Source organism: Bacteroides acidifaciens (genome assembly GCF_024623065.1).
GTDB classification, from domain to species: domain Bacteria; phylum Bacteroidota; class Bacteroidia; order Bacteroidales; family Bacteroidaceae; genus Bacteroides; species Bacteroides acidifaciens.
Map to the genome: position 1 here is coordinate 1 of NZ_JANJZR010000097.1, position 14020 is coordinate 14020.

Consider the following 14020-nt stretch of genomic DNA (forward strand, 5'->3'; position numbering starts at 1 on the left):
CGACGAAAACTATCAGAATAGTTGCGGTGAATATGTGGATGCTTATGTGCAGGCAGTCAAAGAAGCCGGTAATATTTGGGGAGTGCCTGTGATAGACTTTCACGCTGTGACGGGGCTGAATTCGATGATAGAGGAACAACTTATCTATTTTTATGATTCGGGTTTCGACCGTCTGCACCCTAACACGAAAGGACAGGAACGCATGGCACGCACATTAATGTATCAATTACTAACATTGCCGGTAGCCTTTTAAAAGCGGATTGGGGACAGAGTGACCTTGCTTATGACAGCATTGCTGCATTGACTTTTTCTTTCGGTAAATGTGAAACGGATTCGGTAGAAGATTAAGGCATTGGACGAAGGAGTGATATTGGAGCAGGTGATGCTCTATATGCCGGAAGGTTTTTAGGTTCACCGGTTTGTTCTTTTGAATAGCCGTCAGTGTCGGGTCACTAACCGCAGGACAAACCATGCATGGCGCGCTATGGTGCCAATCAGCCCGTAGTGTCTCGCCATGATACGAAATCTTTCTTTGAGGGATGCCTTCCGGTTTCGGGTGGTCATTCCTTCGTCCAGATAGTCGATAATCGTTAAATGTGTATTATGGAGTGTGCGTGCTTTTTTCATGATACGGATACACCAGTCGAAATCGGCGGAAAAGCGGTATTTCAGGTCATACGGCTCTACCAGGGTGTGGCGGGCGAAGAAAGCCTGATGGCAGACCAACATTCCTTCTTTGAAGCTTTTCCATGTCAGTGTTTCGGGGGCGGAGAGCCTGCGCATACGCAGGAAGTGCCTGTCTTTGTCTACGATGGCTGTTTCTCCGTAGAGGACATCGGGCAGTTCGTTGCCGTGGATGCTGTGTACCATCTGCTGCAGGGTGTCATCCTCGTGAAAACAGTCGCCCGCATTCAGGAAGCAGAGATAATCGCCGCCGGCAAGGGCGATTCCTTTGTTCATGGCATCATACAGTCCTTTGTCCGGTTCGCTCACTACGGTGTGTATCCGCGGGCGGTAGCGGTCGATGATAGATAAAGTCCCATCCTTGGAAGCTCCGTCCACGATGATATATTCCACGTGATGATACGTCTGCGAGATGACACTTTGGATGGTGTCTTCCAATACCTTCTCAGCGTTGTATGTCACTGTGATAATCGAGAACTTGGGAGTAGGGTGGAGACTATGCATATTTTCCCGTTATTTTGTTGTAGACATCTGTATATTTCTTTGCGATGGTGCTTTCCGAGTAATTGCCCAATACCTTGCGGCAGGCTTGTGCGGAGAGTTCCTTATATTCCGGCTCTGTCAATATCCAATGTATGCCGTTGGCAAAATCTTCCGAAGATTTATATTGTGCCACGTAGCCGTTGTGCAGATGGTCTATCATTTCGGGGATACCGCCTACGTTGAATCCTACGCAGGGCACTCCGCAAGCCATTGCCTCCATGATCATGTTGGGAAGATTCTCTTCGAGCGACGGGATGGCGAAAAGGTCTACGGCATTGTAGATATTTACCACTTCGTGTTCGTTCTTGATATAGGGCAGCGGATAGACGCGGAAGGGAAGCAGTTCCTGGAGTTGTTGCGACTGCTTGCCGAATGCGACGACTCCCAGCGAATCTTTCCATTCGGGATGCTTCTCCGCCAGCAGTTTGCAGGCGGCAATCAAATAGTCAGCCCCTTTTCGTCTGTCGGTGATTTTCAGTGAGCCGAACAGGATAAGTTTCTTGTCTTCCGGCAGCATGAACTTAGCTCGTGCCTTCTGTTTGTCTTGTGGCTTGAACAGGTTGGTATTGATGGCGTTCGGAATATTCGTGACGCTTTTCCCTTCAAATAAGGCGCTGGTCTTCGCCTGTTCTTTCAGCCAGCGGCTGCAAGTGACGAAATGGATGGGAGCTTGGCTATATAGTTTTTGTTTCTTGCGGAAAGTGCGGTAAGACAGGTCTTTCCGTCCGCCACCTTTGTAGATGTAAGGGCAGTTGTGGCATTCCTGCTGATAGTTCGTACATTCCCGTGCGTAATGGCAGATACCTGTACACGGCCACATATCGTGCATCGTCCAGACTACAGGTTTGCCGGATGCCAGTATCTTTCGTATATCATTCAATGAGAGCATTCCTTGGTTGACCCAATGCAGATGAATCACGTCAGCCTGCCGGAATTCCGGGAGCGATGTAATATCTGTGCCTGTATTGGCAATGTCCACGTCGAACAAATGGTAACGCCGGAAACGGTTGGCGCTCCAGATAACGATGCGTTCCCACATGAATTTCCATACTTGCAGCCAATTACTCTTCAGGCGCACCACACTGATTTGGTCAGTCTGCTTGTCGCGCACCAGCATTTTGGCTTTGATACCGTTGTTTTTCAGTGATTCCATCAGCCGGCTTGCTGCGATAGCTGCACCGCCGATTCGTTCGGATGTATTTATAATCAGGACTCTCATGGTTATTTGACTTTTTGCAAAGTTACGTTTTTTAGCTGTATAAGCCTTATTCAATCTTTACTTTTCTGCAAAAATAGCCGATGGGATTGTTGGACCAAACGCTCGATTTCGGCTTGGCGCTTATTATAAAGGGAATATAACTGACGGCTATTTTTCTCGTATTGTTGCTGGGCAAAATATTGGTTCCACAACCTCATGCCACCTGCGCTCAGTGATTTGAATCCGGCATCGTACCATCCTACCTGTAACCCGTTGAGCCATGCTCGTGCACATAACTCATAATCATCATACTGGAAAGGGGCAAAGGCAAAATCAATATGATGCAGCTTTTGCATATACAGTTCCCTGTTTATCCACATCGGCGCTCTGTTTACTGCCGGAACGAAGTCAAACGGGCGGGTCGCCTGTATGATCTTTCCGTTTGCTTTGGGAGACTGGAATACAAACTCCAACGCATCTTTTCCTCCTAGGATAGCCAGTGCAGGATATTGCTCGAAAAGACGGACGGCGGCCTGTATCCACTCCAGGTTGTCAAAATCATCATCATCCTGTAAGAGGGCGACATATTTGCCGTTGGCCATACGTAGGGTGCGGTCGTACATGATGTTTTCATACAGGTCGTTGGAATGGATCAGGAATTCGTTGGCTCCTGTCATTAGCCGGGCTAGTGTGCGGGTGTGCGTAAAGTCGGAACCGTCATCAATGACAATGAGCTCGATGGATGGATATGCGCGCAATTTGGCAACAATGTGGCTCACTTGCAGGCTCTTGTTGTGCGATTGGATAATGACGGTGACGGTTGGCGTATTGGTATATCCTTTGCTGAGCCAGCTTTCATATGATTTCTTGTTCTGGGTCACTCCCGTATGTTTTTGCAGGGATAACTTTATTTTGTTAATAAACAGCTTGATACCATTCATGTCCTTATCTTTTATGTCCGCCGATGGCGGTGAATGTCTTTTGTTTTATAGAGCAAAAGTAATGATTTTCAGTGAAACATCATTCAAAGTTACGGATTATATGTATTTTTGCACCACTTATTAAAAGGAGCATCAAAATGAAAAAAGTGGTATTCTTAGGATTAGGGTATATCGGGCTTCCTACCGCGGCGGTCGCTGCCGGTCATGGTTATGAAGTGATAGGGGTGGACGTCAATCCTTCGGTAGTGGAAACTATCAATCAAGGCAAGATACACATCGTTGAGCCGGATTTGGATAAGATTGTAAAAGATGCGGTGCAGAAAGGAAACCTGCGCGCGGTGTCGAAGCCGGAGCCGGCGGATGCATTCTTTATCGTGGTCCCTACACCTTTCAAGCAGAACCATCGGGCGGATATAACGTATGTGGAAGCTGCCACACGGTCTGTTCTTCCTTATTTGCAGGAAGGCAACTTGTTTGTCATCGAATCTACTTCTCCTGTTTATACTACCGAGCGCATGGCGGAAGTAATCTATAAAGAACGTCCCGAACTGAAAGGAAAGATACATATTGCATATTGTCCCGAGCGTGTGCTGCCGGGCAATACGCTCTACGAACTGGTGCACAATGACCGTGTGATTGGCGGTATAGACCCTGAATCTACGGAGAAGGCCGTCGAGTTCTATTCGGCTTTTGTGCAAGGCAAGTTGCACCGCACCAATGCCCGTACGGCAGAGATGTGTAAGCTGACGGAGAATTCCTCGCGTGATTCGCAGATTGCCTTTGCCAATGAATTGTCCATGATTTGCGATAAAGCGGGAATCAATGTCTGGGAATTGATTGAACTGGCAAACAAGCACCCGCGTGTGAATATCCTCCAACCGGGTTGTGGCGTGGGCGGACATTGCATTGCAGTGGACCCCTGGTTCATCGTGTCCGACTATCCGGAACAGGCACAACTGATAAAACGTGCCCGTGAAACCAATGACTATAAGGCCGACTGGTGTGCCAATAAAGTGTTGGAAACCTGCCAGAAGTTTGTGGAGAAGAATGAGCGCGAACCCATTGTCGCGTGTATGGGGCTGGCCTTCAAACCGAATATTGATGATTTGCGCGAATCTCCCGCCAAGTACATCGCTTCCCGCATCATCTCCGAGTCGAGAGCGGATGTGCTGATTGTGGAACCGAACATCAGCAGTCATAAGAGTTTTCATCTGACGGATTATCGGGAAGCCTATGAGAAGGCGGATATTGTCGTCTGGCTTGTACGCCACGATGTGTTTGTGGCATTGCCGAGGGAAGAGGGAAAGACGGAACTGGATTTCTGCGGGGTGAGACGTTGAACGAGATAAATAAGGTAGATGAAAAAGATATTGCTTGTTTTCGGCACCCGCCCCGAAGCCATTAAGATGGCGCCGCTTGTAAAGGCACTTCAGAAAGATACGGAACATTTTGAAACGCGTGTTTGCGTTACGGCACAGCACCGGCAGATGTTGGATCAGGTGCTGGAGGTATTCGGCATCACTCCCGAATATGACTTGAATATCATGGCGCCCAATCAAGACTTGTATGACATCACGGCTAAGGTGCTGATGGGGTTGAGGGAGGTGTTGAAGGATTATCGGCCCGATACCGTATTGGTTCACGGCGACACCACCACTTCGATGGCCGCGTCGCTTGCCGCATTCTATATGCAGATTCCCGTGGGGCATGTGGAGGCCGGTCTGCGTACCTATAATATGTTGTCTCCCTGGCCTGAAGAGATGAACCGTCAGGTTACGGACCGAATCTGCACCTACTACTTTGCGCCGACCGAACAGTCGAAGAAAAATCTGCTGCGAGAGAATATAGACGAGAAGAAGATTTTCGTTACGGGCAATACTGTGATAGATGCGCTGCTGATGGCGGTGGATATAATTTCTTCGACTCCCGGCATGGAAGAGAAGATGGCGGTGGAGTTTCAGGAGAAGGGCTATACAGTGGGCGGGCGTGAATATATTCTTGTCACCGGGCATCGGCGTGAGAACTTTGGCGACGGTTTCCTGCATATCTGTAAGGCGATAAAAGAATTGGCTATGCTCCATCCCGAGATGGATATTGTGTATCCTGTCCATCTCAATCCTAATGTACAGAAGCCCGTGTATGAGTTGCTTTCGGGGGTGGATAATGTATATCTGACTTCTCCGTTGGATTATTTGCCATTCATCTATGCCATGCAACATTCCGCTTTGTTGCTGACGGATAGCGGCGGAGTGCAGGAAGAAGCGCCTTCGCTGGGAAAGCCGGTGCTGGTGATGCGCGATACGACAGAACGGCCTGAAGCAGTGCAGGCGGGTACGGTGAAACTGGTCGGCACCAATGCCGACGATATCGTAAACAATGTGACGGCATTGCTGAAAGATAAGGAACTTTACAGGCGTATGTCCGAGACGCACAATCCTTACGGAGACGGCCGGGCATGCGAGAGAATAATAGCGGCGTTATAGCCGCTGCTGCTGTGTGTTACAGGCTTTTGGACACTTTCATGAATTCCCGAAAAGCCGCCATATATCGTTCGCTGACTATCTCGATATTAATCTTTTCCCGAATGATGCGCTCTGACTCTTCGCCCATCCGTCTGCATTGTTCGGGAGACTCAAACATCTTTTCAATTGTCCCGGCCAGACTGTCCGCATCTCCGTCCTTGAAGAAAGAACCGTTCGTCCCTTCCGTCACCAAATCGCGTTCGGTGCTGTCGCATACGGAGCAGATGACAGGCATTCCATACGTCATGGCATCGTTGATTGAAAGCCCGCCCATGCCGGCCAGTACATAGATGCTTGACTCATTCATGTATGCTCCGAGTATCTTCGGGTCGTAGACTGCTCCGATGAACCGGATTCTATCGGCAAGCTGTAGTCCGGCTGCCTGTTGTTTGAGATTTTCCAGCTCAGGCCCGTCGCCAACGATGACCAGTTCTGCATCCGGATATGTAGCGGTTACCTTCCTGAAAGCATTTATCAATAAATCCACCCGTTTCCATTTCACTAATCGGCCGATGTGTAGCAAGCGGCGTTCGGAAGGGGGGAGGATAGAGGGTGATGCCAGTACGGACTCCTTTTCTTTGAGCAGAGCCTCTGTGTCTGTAGAGTTGTAGGTGACGTGTATCTGTTCCTTCTTTACTCCGTAAGACGGAAGGATGTCGTAAGCGGCTGTTGAGTAGTTCAGAGTTCCGACGGCTTTGGAGTAGCAGTATTTGCGTATCCCGGCCGTCATCCATTGGCGGAGATAAAACCCGGCTCCGCTACTGAGAAGGCGCATGTTTTCGTCATACATCGGGTGTTCCTTGAAATACTCCTTGATTTTGCCGTATGGAGGTGTCTGAAAAGGGATTTCACGAATTACCAGCCGTGCGTTGCAAGCCTTTATCGCTTTTCTCAATGCAGGTTGAAAGAATATTTGCAGGAAGTAAGGCCATCCCATTACTACGATGTCCGGCTTCTCTTCTGCAATGATGCGCGGGAGTGCCGGAAAGGAACTTTTTCCGTAGAATGCTTTCTTTTCCGGTGTCGTCAGATGCCGGAAAGCTCCGCCTTCTACCATCTTTACCCCTTTGCCGACCGTCGTGTTTCCTTTCCGGGGGCTGACTACGGTTATGTCTGCTCCTTTCGCCTGAATCTTGTTGAGCATGGCGTTCAGGTAGTGGGGGATGCCGCCAAATGTAAAAAGTACTTTCATTGTTTCTTATATGTTTTTCTGTAGTGACTTCTTTAAACCTTTCTTGAGACCCGAAGGTATTAGTTTCCCTATTTTCCTTTTACTCTCAAGTGTGAATAGCCTTTCGACCGACCGGGTAACGGATAGATAACATTTGTGGATATAATTGCGTAACGTAGCATCTTCAGGATGATAATCCGCAAAATATGTTCTCTTTACATATTTCCACCATAGTTTTCTTTGCGGATGGGTGGAAAGGACAGACCAAGGTTTTACCGGACCGATATAATGTACAATAACCGGATGCTTCTTGGCTTCTTTCATTTCTTCCCGTGACCATATTTTTGCGCTAATATCTTTCTCGAGTGCATAGTTCATATTGTACTTGGGAGGTATATATAATGTTTTTTTCTGGCAGATATAATTGAGAAAGTCTTGATCCGGTGCTGATATCTGGTCATAGTTTTTTCGGGTGAAATCGTTCATCTGTGTTACCAGGTCTATCTGTCTCAGTGCCGCTAGATTGAATAACAGAATACCGGCATTGTAATAGAAGTGGGAACTTGCGATTCCCATAGACGTCTGATAGTTTATATTGTAAACACTTGCCGAATCTTTAGCAGCAGCTACGTAATAGTCGGAAATGTTTAAATCAAATAATGGGGATAGATCCCCGTTAACAATGATATCTCCGTCTAGATAGAGTATTTTATCCAGGTCGGGCAACAAGTTGGGGAGGCACAGTCTTAAAAGGGTGGCTTTTCCGTGACGTGTTTCCGGGAATCCGTCAATTTGTTTCTGTTTTATTTTTAACCCGGTGAAAGTACCTTGTCTTTGCCGGGTGAGGTTGGCTAGAAAAAGTAGATCTTCTTCTCTAAGTGTGCCTTCCAGATAAAGTAAATAGATAGTGATATTTTCTCCCCGGTTATTATCGAAGATGGACTGCAGGACGACTGTGATAGGAACCAAATAGTTGCTGTCTGCTGCTAAGGCAATGTGAATTTTTCTCATAATATATTTTTTAAGATATACTGTCCTATTTTATATTTAGATGATTGCGTGTTTTCTGAATGCTTCCAACCAAAACGGGCCTATGTGTTCTATGTCATAGCGACCTGCCTGTTTGGCGGCGGCAGCTATTTGTTGCCGATAGGCATCGTCCGTAGCCAGGCGAATCAGGGCTTTTGCGTAAGCTTTATAGTCATTGTTGCGGATGATGATGCCGGTCTTTTCATTATCGATCATGTCATAAATGGCCCTGAAAGAATCGAATCCGATGGGCACTACTCCTAAGCTCATGGCTTCTATAAATACTGTGGGCAACCCTTCGATGACAGAAGTGAGGCAGAGGATGCTTGCCCGGTCTATATAAGGGATAGACATCCGGTAGCCGGTCAGTTGGACGCGTTTGAGTTTCTTGTCGGCTATCATCTGTGCACACTCTTTATATTTTCCACCGTCGCCTACCATGATAAGGTTCCATTCGGGCAGTTCGTCCTGAACCATTTCCCATATTTTGAGCAGTTTGGGCAATCCTTTCTCGGAGTCGAACCTTCCCACGAAAATAATCTCTTTCTTCTTCTGCTCTATCGGGATATTGCTTTCAACGGGTTTGATGGCATTGGGAATGGCGGACAGCCTTGAGGCGTCTTTCTTTCTTATCAACTGTCGGAACTCCGGAATGTAGGAGGGAGAGAGCAGAACGATTTCGTCCATCGTATTGTAGGCGGAGATATTCTGATAGCTTTCCACTCTCTTCAACAGGAAGAGATAAAGCCGGGGAAACATCCATTGGAATAATCCTTTTAGCCCGTGCGCATCTTTCAGCTTGAGCTGGGGCAGTGTGTAGGCTTTCAACTGAGTGGTATGCTTGGGACAGTTGTGAATCATGGTGAACAACTTAACCTGTGGATTCCTTCGCCTTATTTCGAGGAAGAACCTGCGTGTATCTCCTGTGATGATGTGCGAATAGTCGAGTATGACATCAATTCTTTTTTCTGCAATGTAGGTACAGGCAGCTTCTATGTTGCGGGGGGTGTAGAAGCCTTCATAATCGTCGGGCAGATGAAGTCCGTTTTCAAACCCGCTGTCGTCCACTCTTAAGTAGCAAAAGAACAGTCGGCTTTCAGCTCCGTGTGCTGTCAGCCATTCCGTCAGTTGGGTGTAGAAGTAGTAGAAACTGTTTGCCCGATGTGGAAATGCTTTGGATTGTAGGATTAGGATATTCATGATTCTGGTATTTTATGTTGTTGCCTGTCAGGACTTGTGCTTTTTGCGGATGAACTGAATCGACTCGAGGAAGATGACAGATTGCATTTTCCACAGGATGAGCGCATATATGGAGGCAACGAATACAACTTTTATGATGAGCGAAAGATACAGGTTGCTGATGCCAAGCGTCATATAATAAGCGGTAGTTGTCAGTGTGGCGGATAATAAAAAATAGGGGGCGATGTCTTTCAGCATGGCGAATAGCGTCAATGGTATTTCCTTGCTGACAAAGAAACGCCAGACAAACATCCACAGGATATTAATGGCGGCAAACAGGTAAATCATGATGTTGATGCCGTAGGGATAGCTGATGCAGGCGGTTATTATCTGTAGCAGGCTCAGCGTGATGGTGTTGAACATGAATATGGAAGAGCGTCCCCGGCTGACAATGAGGTTCGACAACAGATTGTTGACAGGTACGAATGCCCCCCATATGCATAATAATTGCATCATTTGGGCCGATTCAATCCATTTGTCTGTAATGGTGATTACGATGAATTCTTTGGAAACGATGCTTAGGCCGAACATGGCAGGGAAAGAGATGAAAGCAGTGAACCGTAGCATTTTGCGGAATACGGCCAACTGCCGTTGTGGGTCGTTGGCTACGTTCGCCAGTACCGGTTGGGCCACCCCGTTTATCATTCCCGTGATGAGTGAGTGCCCCATATTGTTCCATTTGTTGGCCTGACTGAAGTCTCCTACTGACTGCTTGCTGTAATATTTTCCCAACAACACGGAGAACAGGTTGTTGTTGACGGCTATGAAAATATTCGTAATCAGCATCTTGCTGCTGAACCCGAACATCTCCTTGATAGGAGAGAAGTCGATGTGGAAGCTGGGCTTCCATTTGGCGTAATACCAGTTGAGCAGGACGACTACCGCTACGTAAACGATAGATTGTATGGCAAGTCCCCAGTAGGCAAATCCGTTGGCGGCAAGGATGATGGATGCGATGCCGGAAGCTACAAGGGCCGTCAGTGAGATGATGGCGTTCTCTTTCACTCTCAGATTTCTGAAAAGGATGGCACGCGGCGCTATTCCGAAACTGGATATGAAGAAACCCAGAAATGCCAGACGGGACAAAGGAATGAGCTCCGGTGTGCTATAATAACGGGCAATAAGCGGAGCGGAGAGATAGAGCAGCCCATAAAGTGCCGTGCTACATAGTATGCTGAACCAAAAGACTGCATTGTAGTCTTTGTCGGATACTTTCGTCCGGATGGCAAGCGCGGCGATGAAGCCGCTTTCCTGCAAGATGGAGGCTATGGATGAGAAGATGGCCAGCATGCCAATCATACCGTAGTCGGCACGCGACAGCATTCTGGTCACGATGATTCCTATGATGAGGCCGAGCAACTGCTGTATGCTGCTGCTGAGTCCACCCCAGAATAATCCTTTGGCTGTTTTCTGTTTCAGCGATTGCTCTTCGCTCATTTCATTCTTTTCTTTTATCGTTGAAATAGAAGGCAACCGTCACTTGTGGAATTTCTATATCTTCAAGTGACGGTTGTGTAAAAAATGAGTTCCTGTTTATTTTACTTCGCTACCCGGCTTCACCTCACGTCCCGGCATGATGACTGCCAGACTACCGTCGTTGTTTTCGGCACTTAGAATCATGCCTTCGCTGACGATGCCTTTCAGTTTGCGCGGAGCAAGGTTGGCGATGAAGCAGACCTGTTTGCCTACCAGCTCTTCCGGTTGGTAATGCTTGGCAATGCCCGACACGATGGTACGTGTTTCCAGTCCGTCGTCAATCTTGAATTGCAGCAATTTATCCGCTTTCGGCACTTTCTGACATTCGAGGATGGTACCTACACGGATATCCAGTTTCGTGAAATCCTCGAATTCGATGTTCGGACGGATAGGATTAGCCTTGTAGTTGGCCTCTTCGTTCGCTTTCTTCGTATCGAGCAGCTTTTGCACCTGCGCTTCGATGGTAGCGTCTTCGATTTTCTCGAACAGCAGTTCCGGCTTGTTCAGCTGGTGGCCTACAGGCAGAAGGTTGTCACGTCCCAGTTCGGACCATTCGAAAGTATCCATGTTCAGCATCTTGCGGAGTCTCTCCGAGCTGAACGGCAGGAACGGGTCGAAGGCGATGGCAAGATTGGCAACCAGTTGCAGGGAGATGTTGAGGATGGTGCCTACACGTTCCATATCTGTCTTTGCCAGTTTCCACGGTTCGGTGTCGGCGAGATATTTATTGCCGATGCGTGCCAGGTTCATGGCTTCTTTCTGTGCATCGCGGAATTTGAATACGTCGAGCAGTTTTTCCACTTCTGCTTTTACGTCTGCAAATTCTTTCAGCGTTTCCTTGTCGTAGTCGGTCAATTCGCCTTGTGCAGGTACGCGCCCGTCGAAGTATTTCTGAGTCAATACCATTGCACGGTTCACGAAGTTACCGTATACGGCTACCAGTTCGTTGTTATTGCGTGCCTGGAAGTCTTTCCAGGTGAAGTCGTTGTCTTTCGTTTCCGGTGCGTTGGCGGTCAGTACGTAGCGGAGTACGTCCTGTTTGCCGGGGAAGTCCGCCAGGTATTCGTGCAACCATACAGCCCAGTTGCGGGAAGTGGAGATTTTGTCTCCTTCGAGGTTGAGGAATTCGTTGCTCGGCACGTTCTCCGGCAGGATATAGCTGCCTTCTGCTTTCAGCATGGCGGGGAATACGATGCAGTGGAACACGATGTTGTCTTTCCCGATGAAATGAATCAGGCGGGTTTCAGGATCTTTCCACCATGTTTCCCAGCTGTCGGGGAGCAGTTCTTTGGTGTTGGAGATGTATCCGATAGGAGCGTCAAACCATACGTAAAGCACCTTTCCTTCTGCTCCTTCTACGGGGACGGGGATACCCCAGTCGAGGTCACGGCTCACGGCACGTGGTTGCAGTCCCATGTCGAGCCAGCTTTTGCACTGGCCGTATACGTTGGGACGCCATTCTTTGTGATCTTCCAGAATCCATTTGCGCAGCCATCCTTCGTGCTTGTCGAGAGGAAGATACCAGTGTTTGGTTTCTTTCATCACCGGTTTGCTGCCGCTGATGGCGCTTTTCGGGTTGATAAGATCCGTAGGAGAAAGTGAGGTTCCGCACTTTTCGCATTGGTCGCCGTAAGCGCCTTCGGAATGGCAGTGGGGACATTCTCCGGTGATATAACGGTCGGCAAGGAATGTTTTTGCTTCCTCGTCGTAATATTGCTCGGAAGTCTTTTCGATAAATTCTCCCTTGTCATATAATGTCTTGAAGAAATCCGAAGCCAGTTGGTGATGCGTCGGCGAAGTGGTGCGGCTATACACGTCGAATGAGATACCGAATTCTTCGAATGATTCCTTTATCAGCGTATGGTAGCGGTCTACTACATCCTGCGGAGTAATTCCCTCTTTCTTGGCGCGAATCGTGATAGGCACCCCGTGTTCGTCCGAACCTCCGATGAATAATACATCTTCTTTCTTCAGGCGCAGATAACGCACGTAGATATCTGCCGGTACATATACACCGGCCAGGTGACCGATGTGGACAGGCCCGTTCGCATACGGCAGTGCCGATGTGACGGTGGTTCTTTTGAATTTCTTTTCCATTGTATAGTGTGATTTTATTGTTTTCAGCTTTGCAAATTTTGTTGCTTTCAGTTTTGCAATGTGCAAAGATATTGATTTTTCACCACGGATTATACAGATTCACACAGATTTTTATTCTCTTGGTTGTGGCTGTCTTGTAGTTGCGGCTGCTTTGTAGTTGTGATTGCCTGTGCGGTATGTGGCAACTGCGCTTATGCAACACATCCTGCGGGGGGGCTTTGAGGATGAATATGAAAAATCAGTGTTCCTCTGTCTCCTCCATCCCCTTTATCTCCTCCGTGTCCTCCGTGTCCTCTGTGGTGAAACCTTGAAACTTACATCATCATGTGCCTCCTGATGGAGAACTTCACGATTGCCATCGCATTGATGGACGCGAACGGGATATCCATCGGTTCGTGATGCGTATTGTAACTCACCAGCTTGATACATCCTTCCTTCTCCGAGCGGTTGACGTATTTCACCGCCAGATACTCGTCTCCGTCAATCATGAACGATACTAGGTATATCTCCCCGTAAATGACGTTTTCGAAACTGCTGATTTCCTTGTATCCGATGATGTCCCCCGATTTCAGAATGGGATACATGCTGTCCCCGTTTACATACACCGCCCCGTCGCAGACGGATATATTCGGAATCAATATCTTCCCCAGCGCGTATTGCTGCTTGTTGGTGAACAATGTTTTCAGGTTTGCCGCCGCCGTGATGTCGTATAACGTCACGCTCCGGTCGTCTACCGGTTCCACTGCTTTCGGATTGTGTATAATCTCCACTTCTCCCCTTGCCAGTTCGCTTTCACAAAATCTCGGCTGGTGCACGGGATTTCCTTTTCCCAACAGCAGCCAGTTGTAGTCCACCTTGTCGCCGAACTTGTCAAGCAACAGCTTGAAGTCAATGCTGTTCCGTGCGCTCCAGTTGGTGACTGTCGCTCTCGAAACTCCCAAGTATTCAGCCAGTTCGCTGTCTCTTTTCAGGCCTAACACCTGTTTGGCACGCTTGATGATGCCTGTGACATCTAAATTTGTATCCATCCTGTTTCTTTTTTATTTAAAATATTAATTCAAAATCAATAAAACGTCAGACCTGAAATGACTGTCTGAAAAATGTTGTTTACTATGTGTTT

Annotated in this window: 11 protein-coding genes and 1 pseudogene; 3 read left to right on the forward strand and 9 right to left on the reverse strand. The window is 47.9% G+C overall.

Annotated elements, in window-relative coordinates; genetic code table 11:
* Positions 1-253, forward strand: a pseudogene (locus NSB03_RS18135) (SGNH/GDSL hydrolase family protein); the annotation flags it as partial.
* Between the two features lie 185 nt (positions 254-438).
* Here the strand turns inward: NSB03_RS18135 and NSB03_RS18140 are convergent.
* Genes NSB03_RS18140 through NSB03_RS18150 form a run of 3 tightly spaced genes read right to left on the reverse strand, consistent with a single transcriptional unit; the run spans position 439 to position 3366 of the window.
* Positions 439-1188, reverse strand: coding sequence for a glycosyltransferase family 2 protein (locus NSB03_RS18140; RefSeq protein WP_257466564.1), 750 nt, complete (start codon positions 1186-1188; stop codon positions 439-441).
* Entirely contained in the window at positions 1181-2446 is a 1266-nt protein-coding gene (locus NSB03_RS18145) for a glycosyltransferase family 4 protein (RefSeq protein WP_024988497.1), read from the reverse strand. Before NSB03_RS18145 ends, NSB03_RS18140 begins: the two co-directional genes overlap by 8 nt.
* 50 nt (positions 2447-2496) lie before the next feature.
* Entirely contained in the window at positions 2497-3366 is an 870-nt protein-coding gene (locus NSB03_RS18150; RefSeq protein WP_128824479.1) for a glycosyltransferase family 2 protein, read from the reverse strand.
* A 137-nt stretch (positions 3367-3503) separates the two neighbouring features.
* Between NSB03_RS18150 and wecC the strand changes: the two genes are divergently transcribed.
* The gene (gene wecC, locus NSB03_RS18155; protein ID WP_024988495.1) at positions 3504-4706 is read left to right on the forward strand and encodes a UDP-N-acetyl-D-mannosamine dehydrogenase; all 1203 of its coding nucleotides are present in this window, start codon (positions 3504-3506) and stop codon (positions 4704-4706) included.
* 18 nt (positions 4707-4724) lie between these two features.
* A complete protein-coding gene (gene wecB, locus NSB03_RS18160) occupies positions 4725-5849 on the forward strand; it encodes a non-hydrolyzing UDP-N-acetylglucosamine 2-epimerase (RefSeq protein WP_024988494.1) in 1125 nt (374 codons plus the stop codon).
* 16 nt (positions 5850-5865) lie between these two features.
* Here wecB and NSB03_RS18165 read toward each other — a convergent pair whose 3' ends face one another.
* From NSB03_RS18165 to NSB03_RS18190, 6 genes are all read right to left on the reverse strand, one after another.
* Positions 5866-7080 carry a glycosyltransferase family 4 protein gene (locus NSB03_RS18165; protein WP_024988493.1) on the reverse strand — a complete coding sequence of 405 codons (1215 nt, stop codon included), beginning with the start codon at positions 7078-7080 and terminating at the stop codon, positions 5866-5868.
* Between the two features lie 6 nt (positions 7081-7086).
* Complete coding sequence (locus tag NSB03_RS18170) at positions 7087-8070, reverse strand: glycosyltransferase family 8 protein (protein ID WP_024988492.1); 984 nt, start codon at positions 8068-8070, stop codon at positions 7087-7089.
* 36 nt (positions 8071-8106) lie between these two features.
* Entirely contained in the window at positions 8107-9288 is a 1182-nt protein-coding gene (locus NSB03_RS18175; protein WP_024988491.1) for a glycosyltransferase, read from the reverse strand.
* 27 nt (positions 9289-9315) lie between these two features.
* The gene (gene wzx, locus NSB03_RS18180; protein ID WP_024988490.1) at positions 9316-10764 is read right to left on the reverse strand and encodes an O-glycosylation flippase; all 1449 of its coding nucleotides are present in this window, start codon (positions 10762-10764) and stop codon (positions 9316-9318) included.
* Positions 10765-10860: 96 nt separating this feature from the next.
* A complete protein-coding gene (gene metG, locus NSB03_RS18185; protein WP_371826237.1) occupies positions 10861-12960 on the reverse strand; it encodes a methionine--tRNA ligase in 2100 nt (699 codons plus the stop codon).
* 254 nt (positions 12961-13214) lie between these two features.
* A complete protein-coding gene (locus NSB03_RS18190; protein ID WP_024988488.1) occupies positions 13215-13928 on the reverse strand; it encodes a LexA family transcriptional regulator in 714 nt (237 codons plus the stop codon).
* Between the last annotated feature and the right edge of the window lie 92 nt (positions 13929-14020).

Coding starts and splice junctions, on each gene's coding strand:
- NSB03_RS18140 (WP_257466564.1), bottom strand. CDS start 1,188: ATGCATAGTCTCCACCCTACTCCCAAGTTCTCGATTATCACAGTGACA.
- NSB03_RS18145 (WP_024988497.1), bottom strand. CDS start 2,446: ATGAGAGTCCTGATTATAAATACATCCGAACGAATCGGCGGTGCAGCT.
- NSB03_RS18150 (WP_128824479.1), bottom strand. CDS start 3,366: ATGAATGGTATCAAGCTGTTTATTAACAAAATAAAGTTATCCCTGCAA.
- wecC (WP_024988495.1), top strand. CDS start 3,504: ATGAAAAAAGTGGTATTCTTAGGATTAGGGTATATCGGGCTTCCTACC.
- wecB (WP_024988494.1), top strand. CDS start 4,725: ATGAAAAAGATATTGCTTGTTTTCGGCACCCGCCCCGAAGCCATTAAG.
- NSB03_RS18165 (WP_024988493.1), bottom strand. CDS start 7,080: ATGAAAGTACTTTTTACATTTGGCGGCATCCCCCACTACCTGAACGCC.
- NSB03_RS18170 (WP_024988492.1), bottom strand. CDS start 8,070: ATGAGAAAAATTCACATTGCCTTAGCAGCAGACAGCAACTATTTGGTT.
- NSB03_RS18175 (WP_024988491.1), bottom strand. CDS start 9,288: ATGAATATCCTAATCCTACAATCCAAAGCATTTCCACATCGGGCAAAC.
- wzx (WP_024988490.1), bottom strand. CDS start 10,764: ATGAGCGAAGAGCAATCGCTGAAACAGAAAACAGCCAAAGGATTATTC.
- NSB03_RS18190 (WP_024988488.1), bottom strand. CDS start 13,928: ATGGATACAAATTTAGATGTCACAGGCATCATCAAGCGTGCCAAACAG.